Source organism: Chroococcidiopsis sp. CCALA 051 (assembly GCF_003015105.1).
Classification (GTDB): domain Bacteria; phylum Cyanobacteriota; class Cyanobacteriia; order Cyanobacteriales; family Chroococcidiopsidaceae; genus Chroococcidiopsis; species Chroococcidiopsis thermalis.
Map to the genome: position 1 here is coordinate 25372 of NZ_PYCI01000049.1, position 17421 is coordinate 42792.

General features: G+C 45.1%; 22 protein-coding genes. 17 read left to right on the plus strand and 5 right to left on the minus strand.

The annotated features are described in order from the left end of the window. The first annotated feature begins 260 nt into the window (after nt 1–260). The 10 genes from C7Y66_RS13925 (at nt 261) to glgP (ending at nt 8737) form a co-directional block, all read left to right on the plus strand. Entirely contained in the window at nt 261–644 is a 384-nt protein-coding gene (locus C7Y66_RS13925) for a hypothetical protein (RefSeq protein WP_106546029.1), read from the plus strand. 127 nt (nt 645–771) lie between these two features. Further along, a complete protein-coding gene (locus C7Y66_RS13930; RefSeq protein WP_106546030.1) occupies nt 772–1200 on the plus strand; it encodes a hypothetical protein in 429 nt (142 codons plus the stop codon). Between the two features lie 80 nt (nt 1201–1280). After that, nucleotides 1281–1634, plus strand: a complete 354-nt coding sequence (locus C7Y66_RS13935) for a hypothetical protein (RefSeq protein WP_106546031.1) — start codon at nt 1281–1283, stop codon at nt 1632–1634. 85 nt (nt 1635–1719) lie between these two features. Then, nucleotides 1720–2106, plus strand: a complete 387-nt coding sequence (locus C7Y66_RS13940) for a hypothetical protein (protein ID WP_146149789.1) — start codon at nt 1720–1722, stop codon at nt 2104–2106. A 23-nt stretch (nt 2107–2129) separates the two neighbouring features. After that, nucleotides 2130–2348, plus strand: coding sequence for a hypothetical protein (locus C7Y66_RS13945; RefSeq protein WP_106546033.1), 219 nt, complete (start codon nt 2130–2132; stop codon nt 2346–2348). A 43-nt stretch (nt 2349–2391) separates the two neighbouring features. Next, nucleotides 2392–2778, plus strand: coding sequence for a hypothetical protein (locus tag C7Y66_RS13950; RefSeq protein ID WP_052289719.1), 387 nt, complete (start codon nt 2392–2394; stop codon nt 2776–2778). 290 nt (nt 2779–3068) lie between these two features. Then, nucleotides 3069–3722 (plus strand): hypothetical protein, encoded by a 654-nt coding sequence (locus C7Y66_RS13955; RefSeq protein ID WP_146149790.1) that lies wholly within the window; start codon nt 3069–3071, stop codon nt 3720–3722. A gap of 182 nt (nt 3723–3904) precedes the next feature. Beyond that, nucleotides 3905–5266, plus strand: coding sequence for a serine/threonine-protein kinase (locus C7Y66_RS13960; RefSeq protein WP_199197425.1), 1362 nt, complete (start codon nt 3905–3907; stop codon nt 5264–5266). A gap of 160 nt (nt 5267–5426) precedes the next feature. After that, entirely contained in the window at nt 5427–5897 is a 471-nt protein-coding gene (locus C7Y66_RS13965; protein WP_015156956.1) for an ABA4-like family protein, read from the plus strand. A 149-nt stretch (nt 5898–6046) separates the two neighbouring features. Next, nucleotides 6047–8737 (plus strand): alpha-glucan family phosphorylase, encoded by a 2691-nt coding sequence (gene glgP / locus C7Y66_RS13970; protein ID WP_015156955.1) that lies wholly within the window; start codon nt 6047–6049, stop codon nt 8735–8737. On the opposite strand, the gene C7Y66_RS13975 is transcribed toward glgP, so the two are convergent. After that, entirely contained in the window at nt 8639–9511 is an 873-nt protein-coding gene (locus tag C7Y66_RS13975) for a DUF429 domain-containing protein (RefSeq protein ID WP_106546034.1), read from the minus strand. The genes glgP and C7Y66_RS13975 overlap by 99 nt on opposite strands. Nucleotides 9512–9690: 179 nt before the next feature. Here C7Y66_RS13975 and C7Y66_RS13980 point away from each other — a divergent pair, with 179 nt between their 5' ends. The 4 genes from C7Y66_RS13980 (at nt 9691) to gloB (ending at nt 11727) form a co-directional block, all read left to right on the plus strand. Continuing rightward, nucleotides 9691–9891, plus strand: coding sequence for a chlorophyll a/b-binding protein (locus C7Y66_RS13980; RefSeq protein ID WP_106546035.1), 201 nt, complete (start codon nt 9691–9693; stop codon nt 9889–9891). 184 nt (nt 9892–10075) lie between these two features. Further along, entirely contained in the window at nt 10076–10411 is a 336-nt protein-coding gene (locus tag C7Y66_RS13985) for a hypothetical protein (protein ID WP_233222677.1), read from the plus strand. Between the two features lie 72 nt (nt 10412–10483). Next, entirely contained in the window at nt 10484–10834 is a 351-nt protein-coding gene (locus tag C7Y66_RS13990; RefSeq protein ID WP_106546036.1) for a DUF1257 domain-containing protein, read from the plus strand. 119 nt (nt 10835–10953) lie between these two features. After that, nucleotides 10954–11727, plus strand: coding sequence for a hydroxyacylglutathione hydrolase (gene gloB, locus C7Y66_RS13995; RefSeq protein ID WP_106546037.1), 774 nt, complete (start codon nt 10954–10956; stop codon nt 11725–11727). A gap of 17 nt (nt 11728–11744) precedes the next feature. Here the strand turns inward: gloB and C7Y66_RS14000 are convergent, their stop codons facing one another. Beyond that, a complete protein-coding gene (locus C7Y66_RS14000; protein WP_106546038.1) occupies nt 11745–12488 on the minus strand; it encodes a glycoside hydrolase family protein in 744 nt (247 codons plus the stop codon). Nucleotides 12489–12579: 91 nt separating this feature from the next. Continuing rightward, nucleotides 12580–13242: an NAD(P)H-binding protein gene (locus tag C7Y66_RS14005; protein WP_106546039.1), complete on the minus strand. Its 663-nt coding sequence runs from the start codon at nt 13240–13242 to the stop codon at nt 12580–12582. Between the two features lie 184 nt (nt 13243–13426). Between C7Y66_RS14005 and C7Y66_RS14010 the strand changes: the two genes are divergently transcribed. Then, nucleotides 13427–14089, plus strand: a complete 663-nt coding sequence (locus C7Y66_RS14010) for a DUF1997 domain-containing protein (protein ID WP_106546040.1) — start codon at nt 13427–13429, stop codon at nt 14087–14089. Nucleotides 14090–14125: 36 nt separating this feature from the next. Here C7Y66_RS14010 and C7Y66_RS14015 read toward each other — a convergent pair whose 3' ends face one another. Beyond that, a complete protein-coding gene (locus C7Y66_RS14015) occupies nt 14126–14596 on the minus strand; it encodes a DUF4079 domain-containing protein (RefSeq protein WP_106546041.1) in 471 nt (156 codons plus the stop codon). A 221-nt stretch (nt 14597–14817) separates the two neighbouring features. On the opposite strand from C7Y66_RS14015, the gene C7Y66_RS14020 reads away from it, so the two are divergent. Then, nucleotides 14818–16299: an ankyrin repeat domain-containing protein gene (locus C7Y66_RS14020; RefSeq protein WP_106546042.1), complete on the plus strand. Its 1482-nt coding sequence runs from the start codon at nt 14818–14820 to the stop codon at nt 16297–16299. 89 nt (nt 16300–16388) lie between these two features. On the opposite strand, the gene C7Y66_RS14025 is transcribed toward C7Y66_RS14020, so the two are convergent. Next, nucleotides 16389–16772 (minus strand): pentapeptide repeat-containing protein, encoded by a 384-nt coding sequence (locus tag C7Y66_RS14025; protein ID WP_041462623.1) that lies wholly within the window; start codon nt 16770–16772, stop codon nt 16389–16391. Between the two features lie 179 nt (nt 16773–16951). Here C7Y66_RS14025 and C7Y66_RS14030 point away from each other — a divergent pair, with 179 nt between their 5' ends. Further along, on the plus strand, nt 16952–17320 hold the full coding sequence (locus C7Y66_RS14030; RefSeq protein ID WP_015156947.1) for a VOC family protein: 369 nt from the start codon (nt 16952–16954) through the stop codon (nt 17318–17320). Nucleotides 17321–17421: the final 101 nt, after the last annotated feature.

The following is a 17421-nucleotide window of genomic DNA, read 5'->3' on the forward strand; positions in this document are numbered from 1 at the left end:
TTCAGAAATTTCTCAATGCTCTAGCGCGATCGCGTCAAATGTAAGCCTACACTGCGATCGCCTTTTCTTTTTCTTTCTAGTCTCAAAAAAATTTTGCTTTCTTTCCGAAATGAGGCGCAACTTTTCTGATTAACTGTAATAGTGATGCAGCAAGTAACCAAAAACACTTGCTCGTCTGTGGAACAAATCTCTAAAAACCTCCGACATGAAGGCTATCGTCCTTCTGAGGACAACAACCAAGTGCAAGTGAAGTAATAAAAATGACAAACAAAACTCTCAGAACCAATCTTAACGCCGGACTCAAAACAGGTTTAGTTGGATTAATCGCTGCCGCTGGCTTTGGTCTAATTGCTCTACCTGCTAAAGCCAACGATAACGAGATTAATCAAGGTAACACGCAAACCACCGGACAGGACGGCTACAGCAACACCTCTGTCAACCAAAATACCCAAACGGGCGAAATTGAGGAAACTGAAACTAGATTTGGTCGTCCCGATCGCCGAGAAGGTCGTCCCGATCGCAACTCCATCAACCAAGGCAACGACCAACTCACCGATCAATATGGTGATGGTAATACTTCTGTCAACCAAAACACTCAAGATGGACGGATTCGCCGCGACCGCTTTGAGGTTCGCGATCGCTAAATCCTAATTCCCATCCTGCAATAGGTTGGGTCATGCTCCTCACACACATCTGTAATGCGATCGGATTTGACAACCCTCAACTACAGAACTAATCTGAAACCGATCTTAGTCGAAGGAAGTCACGCACATGCTAAACACCACTTCACATCCAGAAGTGAAGAGAATTTTCTCAACTTGTCTGCTCAGTCTTGTTGCTGCTACTGGAATTGGATTGAATTCCCTTCCCGCGCGTGCCGATGTCACTAGTCGTAGCAGTTCTTCTAACAGTGCAACAGCTAGCGATGGTGGCAGCGTCAACCAAAGCACTCGGCAAACGAATATCATTCACAGTGACGGTTCGGGAAATCATACATCAACTCAAAATTCCCGTATCAGTGGCTCTGCAAGCGGTGAAAACAACCGCATAGATCAACAAATCGACCAATACAGCGACCAAGATCGACGTGGTGACAGCACGAACAGTACCACAAGACAAAACGCTCAAAGCGATGCTGTGACGAACGGAACCGATAACCGCATCCAGCACAAGATCGACCAATTCATTCGACGAAGATAAGAATTGGCTGTAGAGATGTTACATGTAACGTCTCTACAGCCCAACAACTAACAACTAAGTGCAAAAAGAAGGAAAAAACTATGACAACCATCAAATCTACTGTTAAAGCTGGTCTTGTCGGAATTATTGCTGCTGCTGGTTTTGGATTGCTGGCTCTGCCTGCTAAAGCAGACGAGATTAACCAGGATTCAGTCCAAACCACAATCCAAGAAGGAAATAACAACACTTCTGTTAACCAAAGCACTCAAAACGCTGAAATTGATAAATCTGAAAGAAGATTTGGACGGCGTGGTGGTGCAGAGCGTTCGAGAGATGTTATCAATCAAACCTCCGATCAATTGACCGATCAATTTGGTAGCGGTAACACTTCTGTCAACCAAAACACTCAAGATGCTCGAATTCGCCGCGAGCGCGATGTATTTAATCGTCGTTAAACAATCGTTCATTGTTAATGGTTAATGGTTAATCGCCATCAACCATTAACCATTAACAATTAGCTAATAGTGCAGGTATCTGCTCATGATGAACAAAAAATCGATTTCAGTCTTGGTTGCCTCTATTTTTCTGGTGTTACCAATGGAAATGGCAAAAGCAGGCAACGTAGAAATTCGGTCAAGCAACGGGGGGTCAACGGTCGTTCGAGGTGACGACATCCGCGTGACCAACGGCAACTCTCAAGTTACAATTCAACGCAATCGTCCAACTGTAAGAAATAGCAATCGCTGGCGGCGGATCTACAATACCCGTACCAGACGCAGCCCGTGGAGTGTCAGTCCCCAAGTCCGGCGGACGCAAACCAGTTGTAGAGGCGGTAGTACATACAGTCACCAAAGTTCTTCCACGACAACTTCTTCTGGTAGTGGAGTCAGCCGCACTCAAACTTCTTCTACGACCTCTTGCAGATAGCCGTCGGTAAATAGGAGCTAAAAGTGCGGTTTAAATTCTGGTTACTCGGCTTACTCAGCGTTACCACTTTATCTGTAGGTGCTTGTGCGATCGAGCAACCTCGTGCAATTGATAATTCTCAAGTTCTGAGAACTCGAACTGATTGTAACAAAGGTAATTATAGCCACCAGCGATCGCAGACCACTGTTTCTTCTGGTGGCGTTTCTCGCACCTACAGTTCTTCATCAACAACGTGCGAATAACACGATAATTCGACATTCCACACTAGGAGAAAAAGTGAGATTTATGAAATTTAAATTTTTGTCCCTTGGTTTATTTTCCCTTTCTACTGTATTGGCTTTAGGTACGACAACAATTAAACCCGCCCAAGCTGTATGTACTGCAACTGACGTGAACGTGCAAGTGGGCGTATCTAGAGAGCCAGCCGAGCAAAACAACGAAGCTAGCGCCGAGTTTGACGAAAATTGCTACAACAACAATAGTACTCATACGTCTACTCAAGTCGGTCAAGGCGATCGCGTCAGACAAAATCGCCGCAGCGAACATAAATTAGGTGGTCGTGAAGGCGACAACAAATTGCGCGAAATGGGGATAGATACTCCAAATATTTATACTCCTGTCGATGTTCGCGTGAATGTACCTACTCCAGAAGGAGCTTTGGAACGCCGTTAAATCAGTTGTCAGTTATCAGTTATCAGTAGGGTGGGCAACGCCTACCTAGTACTTGAATTTTATGCATCAATAAGATGGCTAAATCGCACGCAATCTTAATAACTGCTTTGATAACTGCAATAACCGCCCGCTGTTCGTAGCATATTTCAACTTTCTTGAAGTTAATTCCACAAATCCCTTCACCCTTTTGTACACTTAGCTTATACAAAGGGGTTTTTCAGTTATCAGTTATCAGAAGGAGTCGTAAGGGCGGGTTCACCAAAGATCTCTAACTCCGACGAAGATTTCGGGTGAACCAGTCCGTACAGGATTCAGAAGAATGTAATTACAATCTCTTCCACGCACCACGCATCACACACCACTCAATTACCAATTACCAATTACCCATTACCACTCACTTTCTCCCTACTCACTTAAAGATGTTAATCGGATTCATAATTGCTGTTTTAGGACTAAGTTCGCCATTAAATTATTATCAAAATAATTTATCTTTACCATCAAATAGTCAAACAATTAAACCTATGAATTATTCAAGAAGCTATTCGTATTCTCACAGTGTTGCTAGTACTTATAGTCAATCATCGACTCAATCATCGACTCAATCATCGACTCAGTCGTCGCAGCAACAAACAACTGGAATCAGTTTGAATGCAACCGCACTGCGATCGCCTCACATTTTATCAGTGGCGATCGCCGGAAATACTCGTCTAACCGGGAAAGTCATGGTAGATGGGGTAGAAGTGAAAAAACTACAAGCAAGTCAAACAAGCTTCAATTTAGTGCCTTATTTAACAAAAGGAGACAACAAAGTTGAAATTGTGGGCGAGTATCGACCAGTTTCCTCTAACGTGGCGATTAAACTTTCTGGACCCGGAACACAAATATCACAGCAAGTCAGTGGCAACGGTAAATTAAGACAAACGCTCATTATTACCGTTCGTTAAGCTTTTTCAAAAACCTCTGATTTATTTGTGAATAATTAAGTTATAGGGTAGGCATCGCTTACCCTATTTTAGATTTGGTCTTGCATAACCATTCTACTTCGCTCCTAACTAATAATAAGAGTAGATAGGATGATAACTTTATACCCACCTCCCCCTCCACTTTGTCCGAGGAAAGGATCGCTATGGCTGACGGTAACAATAATAACGCCAATTTTTTAAAAATCGTTTATACCAAAGTCACAACCAACGGTCAAACTGAGTTAGTGCCACTTAAGCTCTACTCAGAAGTGCCGATTGAAGAAATTGCCTTGCCTGAAGTCAAAACTCCAACCGCAAATACGGCAACGGGAATGTTAATCGCTAATCGTTATTTGCTACATCGAGTTTTAGGACAAGGAGGGTTTGGACGGACATACCTAGCCTACGACCAACATTGCTTTAATAAGTTTTGTGTTTTAAAAGAATTTTTACCAGATTCAATTGCGACACATTGTTTACAAAAATCTCGCGATTTGTTTGAGCGAGAAGCAAGAATATTATATCAAATTTCTCATTATCAAATTCCTAAATTTTTAGCTTGTTTTGAAGATAACGGACGATTGTTTTTAGTGCAAGAATATGTTGATGGCAAGAATTATTCTCATATTTTACGAGACCGTCTACTAAAAACCGGACAAGCATTTTCTGAAGCAGAAATAGTTCAATGGCTTCAGCATTTATTACCTGTATTAGATTATATTCATCAACACGGAATCATTCACCGCGATATTTCTCCCGATAATATTATCTTTGATGGGGAGAAGAATTTACCCGTATTAATTGACTTTGGAGTTGGGAAACAGGGAGTAGAAGCATCTGGTAATATGGCTGCTAATAACTCCGAGCAAGCCTATATTAACTACAAATCTATGGTGGGTAAAGTTGGCTATGCGCCCCACGAACAAATTCGGATGGGTCACTGTTCTCCTAGTAGCGACCTCTATGCTTTGGGAGTAACGGCAATTGTTTTATTAACTGGTAAAGCACCCCATGAATTGCTCGATCGCTATTCTTTAGAGTGGCTCTGGCAAGATTATAAACCCGTCAGTTACGGCTTGACTCAAATTCTGAATAAAATGCTTGCCGACAGACCGCGAGAGCGCTATCAATCGGCAATGGAGGTACTTTCAGCTATGAGTGAAGGGCGATCGCAGCCTACTGTAATTAATCCACCTGGGTCAGTATTTCAACCGCAATCGCCACAAACAACTGTATTTCCCAGCCAACAACAGGCTTCTTTTTATCCGCAGACTACAGGTAATTTTCCCTCACAACCGCCACAAGTCACGCCACCTCCAATCGAGCAACGTTCCTCGCTGCATCCTGAATTCGTGAAACTTTGCCATCAAGAATTAACTAATTTTGTGGGACCAATTGCGAGTTTTCTCATGCGAGAAACTTTAGCTCAAAATCCTGGGATATCGGCTCATATGTTAGTAGAAGCTTTAGCCGAAAAGATTCCCAATCCACAACAGGCGATCGCTTTTCGCCGCCGTTTGTACTAGATTTTTGTACTAGATTTAAGTATATGTACATTGGTAGGGTGCGTTAAATAACGCACCCTACTAGATTTAAGCGCGATCGTATAGTAACTTGACAGATAGCGATCGCCCCCTGTAGTAATGCTGTAGTAGTGCTATTGTCTCACCCCTACTTTGCAGTATCATGACAATCGAGCAACTCTTCAACGGCGCGAATATCTTCGTTTTACCCTTTTGGGTATTAATAATTCTGCTGCCAAATTGGGGCGTAACCCGAAAGATAATGGAATCTTACCTCCCGTTCGTCGCCTTAGCAGTGTTATACGGCTTTTTCTTCGTCAACAGTCTCACTGCTGAAAACGCCCAAGCCTTATCCAATCCCCAATTAAAACTAGCAGATCTCGCTCAAATCTTTGCCGATCCAAAAGTCATGGCGACGGGATGGACTCATTATCTTGTCATGGATTTATTTGTCGGACGCTGGATTTACTGGGAAGGACAGCGCACCGGAGTCTGGACAATTCACTCTTTAGCTTTGTGTTTATTTGCAGGTCCTTTAGGCTTACTCTCCCACATTCTCACTAGCGCGATCGGTCAAAAGTTTTTTACTCGTACCGAAGATAGTAAGGTAGAAACTGTTACTACATCTAGCTGAATTGGTAGTTGGTAGTTGGTAGTTGGCTAGACTGATAACTGATAACTGAAGCAATGAGTCATCGGTAATGGGTAATTGGTAGTTGGCTAGACTGATAACTGACAACTGATAACTGATAACTGAAGCAAGAAAGAATTACACCCTGCTATATGCAACCAATTCGCACGTTTAATGTCTCTCCTCGCCTATCGCCGCGCCTCGAACCTCTCCGGCGACTGGCTTACAACTTACATTGGGATTGGAACGTTGAAAGCAAAGATTTATTTCGGCGCTTAGACCCCGATTTGTGGGAATCGAGCCACCATAACCCTGTATTAATGTTGGGTAACATTAGTCAAGCGCGGTTGCAAGAAGTGGAGGAGGATGAAGGCTTCTTGGCGCAAATGGATAGGGCTGCCCGTCAGCTAGATGACTACTTGCAAGAACGCACCTGGTATGATAAGCAACGCGGACAGAAGACGGGAGACGGTAGCCTGGCATCGCAGCACACGCTCCACGAATCTACGCGCTATGCCAAAGAGTGTTACGCTTATTTTTCGGCAGAATTTGGTTTAGTAGATTGTTTGCCCATCTACTCCGGTGGCTTAGGGGTACTAGCAGGAGATCATCTCAAATCTGCGAGTGACTTGGGTTTACCGTTGGTGGGTGTGGGCTTACTCTATCAGCAAGGCTATTTTGCCCAATATCTCAACGCTGATGGCTGGCAACAAGAACGCTATCCCATCAATGACTTTTATAATATGCCGCTGCACTTAGAGCGCAATCCTGACGGCTCTGAGATCCGCGTTGCAGTGGACTACCCTGGAAGAACCGTCTATGCGAGAGTCTGGCGCGTCCAAGTAGGGATGGTTCCGCTATACATGCTCGATACCAACATCGAACCGAATGGTGCATACGACCACAACATTACCGACCAACTCTACGGTGGCGACCTCGATATGCGCATCCACCAAGAAATTATGTTGGGAATCGGTGGCGTGCGGATGCTAAAGGCGTTGGGATATAACGTCACGGCATACCACATGAACGAAGGACACTCGGCATTCTTGGCATTAGAACGCATCCGCGTGTTGATGCAGGGTGAAGGTTTGAGTTTTACTGAAGCCAGACAAGTCGTAGCAGCAAGTAACCTATTTACCACCCATACCCCGGTTCCCGCAGGAATCGATTTGTTCCCCGCAGACAAAATGTTGTATTACCTGGGACATTATGCCGATGCGTTCGGGTTGGGACGCGATGAGTTTTTGGGGTTGGGACGCGAAAATACTGGGGATCTGAGCGCGCCTTTTAGTATGGCAGTGTTAGCGCTAAAAATGGCGACTTTTGCTAACGGGGTAGCCCAGTTACACGGTGTTGTGTCACGCGAGATGTTTCAAGGATTGTGGCACGGTGTTCCAGAAGAAGAAGTGCCAATTACAGCCATCACTAACGGGGTTCACGCCCGTAGTTGTGTTGCTAAGTCAACCCAGGAATTATACGATCGCTACTTGGGTCCGAATTGGTCTTCAGCCCCCAGCGAGAATCAGTTATGGGAACGGATGGATGCAATTCCCGATGAGGAGTTGTGGCGCAACCACGAACGCTGTCGCTTGGACATGATCGTGTACGTCCGGGAGCATTTAGTCAAGCATTTGCGCGATCGCGGTGCTTCTCCTGCTGAAATTGCCGAAGCTCAAGAAGTTCTAGACCCCTATGCTTTAACCATCGGCTTTGCACGGCGCTTTGCTACCTACAAGCGCGCAACTTTATGGATGCGCGACTTTAAGCGGATCGAGAAAATTCTTACCAATAAAGACCGCAAAGTACAATTTGTCTTTGCAGGTAAGGCACACCCTAAAGATATTCCAGGCAAAGAACTGATTCGCGAGATCAACCGCTTTATTCGCGAACATGGGTTAGAGAAGCAAGTTGTCTTCGTCCCGAATTATGATATGCATATTTCGCGGTTGTTAGTTGCTGGCTGCGACGTTTGGCTCAACAATCCCCGCCGTCCCCGCGAGGCTTCCGGTACGAGTGGAATGAAAGCAGCGATGAATGGACTACTCAACTTGAGTGTCTTAGATGGATGGTGGGATGAAGCCGATTACGTCCGTACTGGTTGGGCGATCGGACATGGAGAAATTTACGACGATCCCAATTTCCAAGATGAAGTCGAAGCAAATGCCTTGTACGATTTAATCGAGCAGGAAGTTGCCAGACTATTCTACGATCGCGATACTGACAATCTGCCCCGCCACTGGATTGCCAAAATGAAGGATGCAATTCGGATTAACTGTCCGTTTTTCAATACTTCCCGGATGGTAGGCGAGTACGCCTTACGGGGTTATTTCCCAGCTAGCGATCGCTACTCTACCTTAACTGCCGATAAATTTGTCCCAGCAAAAGAATTGGCTCGTTGGAAAGCCGATTTAACCGAACACTGGAACTACATTAAAGTTGTCGAGATCGATATTGCCGAACCAGCAGAAATTCAAGTGAATCAAAATATTGCTGTCAAAGCCAGAATCGATCTTGCCACATTGTCCCCTGATAGCGTGCAGGTAGAACTGTATAAAGGTAACGTTGATGCTAGTGGGGAAATTGTCAACGGCGTACCAATTACGATGCAGTTTCAAGGTACAGATCCACAGGGGATGAGTATCTATACGGTTGAAATTAACTACACCACTTCTGGCTTACAAGGATTGTCATTACGGGTATTGCCAAAACACAAATATCTGTCCAATCCCTACGAGACGCGACTAATTCTCTGGGCGGAGGACTCTAGCGCCGTCAAGGTTAGCAGCTTGGACGGGCAAGGGAGCAGGGACAACAATGTACCCGCTGGTGCGATCGCCTAATACCCAGTTCCGCTCTAAACCCCAGTACCACCAATGCGCCGCTACATAAGCACAGATCAGACTATCTAACTGGTCTTCTACCGCTTTGAGGCTAGCAAGAGTCAGTGATGCGTGGCGATCGCTATTTAAAACCAATTGTATTCTCTTGTGACTCGTTATGGAGGGAATTTTGCCCCCCTTAAAAAGGGGGGTTGGGGGGATCTCCGAGGATTGGCAACTCTCCTGGCTCAAAACCAGAGCAGGTTCTAGAGTTGACAAAACATCAACAATATGCTGGCGGAGTTTGAGCAATTCTAAGTAACGTTCCGCCAGCTTTCCTTTTTTATATTTAAGAATCCGATCTAACTGGAATAAATGCACGATCGCCGGATGGGGAAACACCTCAATTTGGTAGCGTCCTGGCATTTGAGGAATAATTTCTGGCGCGTGGTTAAATCCCCTAGCTTCCAAAGCCAAACCAAAATCTACAGTTCGTTGGGCAAAAGGTAGGCTGAGATTGGCTGGATAGCAACCAGCATGATATTTACCAAAATATTTGTGGGTGAGTTTGTCAGGCAAACGCATCCCTGTGGCGTTGGGGATTAGAGTCGGCGCGTCTACAGCAACAATGGCTGGTTCCTCTAGTTGTACCCAAGTATCGTTCCAAGCGAGGATATCGGCAATAGATTCTCTACGATCTAAATCCAATAGTTGTAACTGCCCGTTTGTTAGTTCTAAACAACACAAACCGCTTGCACCAGAACTCCAACCCAAATCTATTCCTAGAAATTTCATTTCTCAAAAATTTCATTTCTCAAAAATTTATTGTGTTTGACTATACATCTCTCTGACAAGAAGATTCTACTTTTGGATTGCAATTAGTTTAAGCCTCTAGGTAGGGCAAGCGGATAGCGATCGCTAGCTACTATCAAGCTATCAACTACAACATTGAGAATTATTGAGAGAGGTTGACAATGGAATCACGTCCTGCTACCGATTTACCACAAGTTGCTAAAGCTTATAACGGTGTAGACCGCAATAGCTTCCTGTTTGGTTGGAATCCACAAGCTGAACTCTGGAACGGACGTTTAGCAATGATTGGATTCCTTGCTTATTTGCTTTGGGATTTGGGTGGTTACAGCGTACTCCGTAACGTACTTCATTTGATTGGCTAATCCTATCCGTTAGCCTAACAAAAGTAGAGACGTTGTACGTAACGTCTCTACAATTTATTCAGGATTTGATTCACCAAAAAACAATTTACTTGGCAAAATTTTGTGCAATTCTATCTCTACATCTAGCTAGCAAATCATTACAAACTTTGCATAAACAAAATCTATTTATGGCTGATTTAAGAAAATGTACGATCGAATGATAATGCACGTTCTAGATGCTATTTCAGTACCAATTTTCTCCCTAATTGCTTACTCAAGTGTCGGACTATTTTCAGTAACTATTGCTATAGCTGCACGCGATGGAATTAGTTACCTGAAGCGAATGCATCAAATTCCCTGTCCCGATTGCCAATTTTTTACAGGCGACTATCAACTCAAGTGTGCGCTTCATCCTCATACTGCTCTAAGTGAAGAGGCGATCGGCTGTTCTGATTTTTGTCCTCAAAATCATTGTTCTAGTAAAAACAGTCAAGCGATCGCGCAGTCTGATAGTTATCGTGTAGGGAATTTCAGTAATTAATTTTTTTCTACCAACTCAAATCTCACGTTTTTCTCAAATATTATTCTCAAACCCGAACTGGAGGAAATAGAAATGTCTCACTTTCGTACTCTTCGTACTAAACTCACCAATGCCGAAATTTTAAAGGCTTCTTTGAAAGAATTAGGCATTCACGTTCAGACAGATACTTATGTTCGTGGCTATAGCGGTCAACGAGTTCGAGCTGATATTGTTGCTGTACTTGAAGGGGAACAAGACATTGGTTGGTGTCGCAATGCAAATGGTTCGTTTGACATGATTGCTGACTTACCCGGTGTTGGCAGGAAAAAAAATGTAGCTGAATTAACCAACGCTCTCAATCAAAAATATGCCATTAATCAGGCATTGGCACAAGTTAAGCAACGCGGGCTACAAACTGCAAATGTAAAGTTAGTGCTGCAATAGTCGCATTTTTCAGTCTGGCTTCTGTAGGGACGCTGTTGGTGCGCCCCTACTTCATTCAATTGTTAGTGTACCCTTACTCCTCGCTACATTAGAAATGGCACTCTATAGAATCAGATAAAATGCAGGTTATTCGTCTCAACGCACTCTCTGATAACTACATTTTCTTACTTTACGAACCACAGCAGAATATAGCTGCTGTCGTCGATCCGGCTGAGGCTGAACCAGTTTTAAAACAGCTGCAACAACTTGGTGCAGAATTAGTGGCAATTTTCAATACCCACCACCATCACGATCATGTGGGTGGAAATCAAAAGCTGATGCAAAAATATCCACAGCTGACAGTTTACGGTGGAGTCGAAGATAAAGGCAGAATCCCAGGACAAAAGGTGTTTTTACAAGAAGGCGATCGCGTTGCATTTGGGAATCGCACTGGCGAAGTTTTCTTCGTCCCAGGACACACCCGCGCCCATATCGCTTACTATTTTCCTCCTACCAGCGTCAACGAACCTGGAGAATTATTCTGTGGCGATACTCTATTTGCTGGAGGTTGCGGGCGATTATTTGAGGGTACGCCGACCCAAATGGTAAACTCTTTGAGCAAATTACGAAATTTACCCGATAATACCCGGGTTTGGTGCGCTCACGAATACACGTTGAAAAATCTGCAATTTGCCTTAACTGTAGATGGAAATAATTCAGAATTGCGATCGCGCTTTGCCCAGGTACAAGAGGCTCGCGATCGCGATCGAGCGACTGTACCATCATTATTGGGAATAGAAAAGCAAACTAACCCATTTCTCCGCTGGCAGCAACCCGAACTACAAGCAGTTACTAAAAGTCAAGATCCCGTGCAAACATTTGCTCGTTTGCGGGGCATGAAAGATAGATTTTAACAGTTATCAGTTGTCAATTATCCCCGATTTTGTAATTCCTGTTGCAAGACTTTTTGGTAGATTCGTGGCAAAGAACTGGTCATCGCGTTATCTTCAATTCCGTAACCGAGACTCGTCCAAGTACCGGAAAGCAGCCTTAACACTCGGTCTAACTTTCCTTGGCGCAATAATTCAGCAATATCCGTCCCCCACTCTTGCGAGTCGTTGAGCCAAGCATAAACCACCTTATCCTGATATCTTGCCTCAAAACTATAAGACTGCCAAAACAGAAAGCCAGAAGGCTGAGGGTGGTATCGAGGCGCAAGAGCATACCAAGTTGTATTTATCATTTGATATCGCCCCGCTGCGGTAGAGCAATTTCCCTTGTTAGGACCGTTGACAATTGTGATACAGCGTTCTGGATGACGGCTCAAATCGCTAACACGCTGACCGCCATAGATTAGAGAATAGGGTCGAGAACCATTTGCCTCGCTAGCGGAGATCGTCCGCATTAAAGCCCGAATGTAAGGATCTCCCCCCTGCATCACCAGAGGAGGAAAATTACTCTCAAAAGTAGGATCGGGAGGCGATTTCTCTTGAGGTAAATGCCGCAGAAAGGAAAATAAGACAAATGCAGCAATACCAGCGGCAACTAAGCGCCTTCTGCCGATTCTTAACAAGGGGGTGGTAATGGGTAATTGGTAATGGGTAATTGGTAGTTGACTATTATTGGTTGTAGACGCTGGCACTACACTGCGTGAAGGTTGTTGGTTGTCGGTCATTATTCTCCCTTGTCCTCCTTGTCCCCCTTCGCCCCCTAATCCCCACTCCCTTCGGTCGTGGGGAAGAGCGAGTTCCCCCTTGTCCCTCTATTTAAGCAACGCCTGCAAACAAATCCGCCAAATTCTTCTCTGGGGCTTCTGGTTTGGCGATCGCCTCGACAATTTTATTCCGCGCTGCTGGTTGAAATAAAGCTTCCACACAGATTTCGGCTACCTTGGTACGCGGAATGCTACCGCTTAAAGACAGCGTATCGGGGGAATATAACTCGATCTTATCTGCGTTATCTTCATTCTTTAACCCCCCAGGACGGACGATTGTATAAGTCAAACCACTTTTTTGAATGTACTCTTCCGCTTGCTTCTTCCAAACCAAAATTAACCAAAACAAGTTGAGTGGATGGAAGAATTGCGACGCACCAACCGAAGACACCAAAACAAAATGCTCGATGCCTTTGGCTTTAGAAACATCGACGAGATTTTTCGTGCCTTCGTAGTCTACTTTATAAGGTGCTGTGGGGTCGAAGCCCGGTTTTGCTCCTGTCGCACACAAAACGACCGTACTATCTGCGATCGCAGTTTCTAAAGTACTTGGCTGTAGCACGTCACCCTGCACCAATTCGGCAGTATTAGGTAGAATTGCTCTAGCCGAGTCCAAGTTTCGCACCAGCGCCCGCACGGGAATATTTCGTGCCACGAGTTGCTGGACGATCCTGCGACCTGTCTCACCTGTTGCGCCTGCTACAAATGCTTTCATAGTGATTATGTTAAATAAACGACAGTTATTTGTCCTGCTATCTCTAAATTTTAAATTTGATAAACATTTGATGAACTCTGCCAGATTGACGTTTTGTTTTAGTAAAGATCGAGTTGGGAACAGCAACCTCTAACTTATCGTGGGCATCCTGAATATAGAGACCAGATTAGACACAAGGGCTTTTATGCTGTCAAGCAATCGCGAATACCAATACATGGAGGCTTCAGAAACGGTTTGGGATGCAGCAGCCGTGCCAGAGGTAGAAGTACCAGCCGAGAAACTAACTCGTTTTCACGGTCAGTTTACCGACTGTATGGAAATGTATGCTGACGTGCATACTGTTGCCGAATATCTTAACGCCCATCAGGGTTGGTTTTGCCGCTGCGCTCAGCCGATGACAGTAGAGCCGCTTGGCACTAACGGTTATGCCTTGACAGTCGGTCGTTTTGGTGCTTTCAATTATGAAGTAGAACCTAAAGTCGGTTTGGAACTTTTACCTCCAGAGTCAGGCGCTTATCGAATTAGAACGATCGCCATTCCAAACTATGTTGCTCCTGGCTACGATGTAGACTTCAAGGCAGTGATGAATTTAGTGGATGCTAGTACTAACAGTCATTACAACGGTGTCGTTACTGGAGTCGAGTGGGAACTCGATTTATCGGTTTATTTGCATTTTCCCAAGTTCATTCAGCGCTTGCCGCAATCTGTCATTCAAGCTACAGGCGATCGCCTCTTGAATCAAATCGTGCGTCAAGTCTCCCGCCGTCTAACTCACAAAGTACAGGAAGATTTTCACACGTCCTTCAATTTAACATTTCCCAAAAAATCGAAGCGCCGTCATTGTTAATATTAGAGCGCGATCGCGCTCTAACACCAAATGCGATTACTGTTTAGTAATAATCCTCTGGACAATTTGTACTCCACTTACGGCTTGCCAACTAAATAGAGCTAAAATCGTGGCATTTAGGACAATATGGGTGTATCTCGCCCAATCTTGTCCTTTTTGCATGAAAGGGGACAAGCTAGCAGAAATAGCAATCATTCCTGTCATACCCAATCCCGCTAAAAGGTGAGGTCCAACGAATAGCTTGCCGTTATTAATGTAAGTCACAGCCATTGCACCAATCGCACCCAATACCATCAGCGCCAAAATCACCGAACCAACTTGGTAGTGTTTGACATTGTATCTGCCTTTGAGCAGCTCTTTCTTTTTCTCGCCGTCAGCAGTTCTTGCCCGTCGCCACTGTATGCCCAAATAGAGCGCATAAATTGACACTCCTAGTAAGATCCACATCAAGACTGGATGGAAAAAATTGAGCCAGAACTTGACTTCTGGGGAGAGTAGAGTATTCATCGTGCGTTCACCTGGCTTTAAGAATCTTTATAAAAATTATAATAGGGAGTCGGTAGGGGCGCACTGCTGTGCGCCCGTACTAGGGAGTCGGGAGCAGGGAGAAGAGAGAGTCGCGGAGCAAGTCGCAAGTTGCAAGTCGCAATGAATTCCGAATTCCGAATTCCGAATTCTCCCCACACCCTACACCCCATTCATCACGCACCACGCTCTATGAGATGATTATGAGCATGGATAGTCATGAAATCTCCTTAATTCGAGCGGTAAAAAGTGGTAACGTTGGGCAGGTAACAGGGCTACTCGATCGCGGTGCTGACCCTAACGAATGCGATCGCGACGGCACGACAGCCTTGATGTTTGCCGCTCAACTTGGATATACGGAGATCGTTCGCGTGTTGCTCGATCGCAATGCCAATCCCAATATCCACCGACAACTTTTTGGCATTACGGCTTTAATGTTAGCGGCTGCCTCTCACCGTCTCGACGCGATCGAACTCCTGATTGCGAGGGGAGCAGATGTTAATGCTGGTAATGACGACAACAGCACAGCCTTGATGGTAGCAGCTGCCAAAGGAGATCTCGAAGTCGTACAAATCTTGTTACAAGCAGGTGCAGATGTCAATACTAGAGACAAAGATGAGGATACAGCACTGCTCCTAGCTATCCAGCACGGACACGATCGCGTCGTCCAAGCTTTACTCGTTGCAGGGGCAGATCCAAACCAAACCACAGCAGGCGAAACAGCTTTAACTCTAGCAACAGCAACAGCTAACACTCAGCTAGTCAGAATTTTGCTGGCACATGGTGCAGCAGTGAATGGCAAAAATTGGGAAGGTAGAACGGCACTCATGCAAGCTGCGCAAAGAGGTGATGTTGCCGTAACTCAATTGTTGCTAGCTAAAGGTGCTGAGCTGAATTCAAAAGATGATGCTGGCGAAACAGCTCTCACATTGGCAGTAGACGGAGGAAACCTAGAGATTGTCAAAGCCTTGTTGGAAGCCGGTGCTGACGTGAAGGCAAGGACGGAAGATGGTAGTACGGTAGTCGCGATCGCAGCAGCTAGCGGACAGGGAGCGATCGCCTCTGCTTTGCTTCTATACGGCGCTGACATTAATGCTAAGGACAAAGATGGAGAGACCCCCTTACATTTGGCTACTGTTGAAGGCTACGCTGATGTAGTAGAGACCCTACTCGATCGCGGTGCTGATGTCAATGTCAAAAATCAACTTGGCGATACTCCGCTACTGGTAGCAGCTTTGCAAGGACACAGCCAAATTGCCGAAGCATTGCTGCGGCGGGGTGCAGACCCCAATGTGAGAAATTTAGACGAAACTCCCCTCAATCTTGCCGCTAGCCTCGGTCGCACTGAGACAGTCAGAGTATTGTTAAACTATGGCGCAGACCCAAATATCCAAACAGCAGACGGTAAAACCCCGCTGATGAAAGCAGCAGACCGCAACCAACTCGGTGTGATGCAACAGCTATTAAAAAAAGGCGCAGATGTAAATCGCCAAGATGCAGCCGGAGCCACAGCTCTGATGTGGGCAGCCCATCGAGGTTACAGCGAAGCCGTAGAATTATTATTAAATGCAGGGGCAGATGTTCATTTAAAAAATCGTGGCGGACATACAGCACTGACGATCGCCGAGTTTAACGGTTATACAAATGTGGTGCGATCGCTCCAAGTCGTTGAGGGTAACTCGTAAGTCAAAAGTCAAAAGTCAAAAGTCAAAAGTCAGAAGTTATAACAGATCGCTGATAACTGCCCCCCTGCTCACTGCTCACTGCTCACTGCTCACTGTTTCGCTCCAGCTACATATGCTCCCCAAAGACTAGCACCGTCCATATTGGCATCGGTTAAGTTGGCTTGGGTAAGATTTGCCATTTTCAATTCTGCTCCACTCAGGTTAGCACCTTTGAGATTCGCTCCAGATAAATTAGCACCATTCAATTTAGCACCGCTTAAGTCAGCATGAGTGAGATTTGCCATACTCAAAGAGGCTTCTTGCAGGTTTGTTGCGCTTAAATTCGCTCCACTCAAATCGGCTTCGCTCAAAGATGCTTCTTTCAAGTTAGCACCACTCAAATTTACGCCGCTCAGAGCAGCACTGATGGCATCGATTCCTTTAAAATCTCTCTCTCCAGCTTGATAGCGCTCGATTAGTTCTGAAACGTTCATCTTCACCATCGATTCTCACAGTAGGATTGGTAGTAAGCATCAAGCTTGAGCGAACGGACTCTAGAGCCTGTGTAGTCGTGACTTACAGTCGCAAGAGTGCTTACTCGTATAAGTTTTGCAAATATAAAAAGCGAGAAAAGTAAGATTAGATACTGATGTTGGGGAAGGTGGAGCAATTTATGCAAATCGAGCAATGTCTTCATACCGCTATACTAGTCTCCAATTTAGAGCAAGCCGATCGCTTCTATGGAGAAATTTTGGGATTAGCCAAAGTCGAGCGATCGCTCAAATTTTCTGGTAGTTGGTATCAAGTCGGCACGTATCAAATTCACCTGATTGTTGCACCCAGCGTACCTTTTACAACTCAAAACCCCGAAAAATTGGGTCGCAATCCTCATATTGCTTTTGCTGTATCCGATCTAGATGCTGCCAAGCAAAGACTTTTGGCTCACAACTGTCCTATTCAAATGAGCGCTTCCGGTCGTGCTGCTCTTTTTACTCAAGACCCCGATGGTAACATCATCGAACTGAGTCAGTTATCAGGGTAATGGGTAATGGGTAATGGGTAATTGTTATCAGTAGCTAGTGGCTGGTGGCTAGTGACTAGAAATTCTTCCTTGTCTCCCTTGTCCCCCTTGTCCCCCTTGTC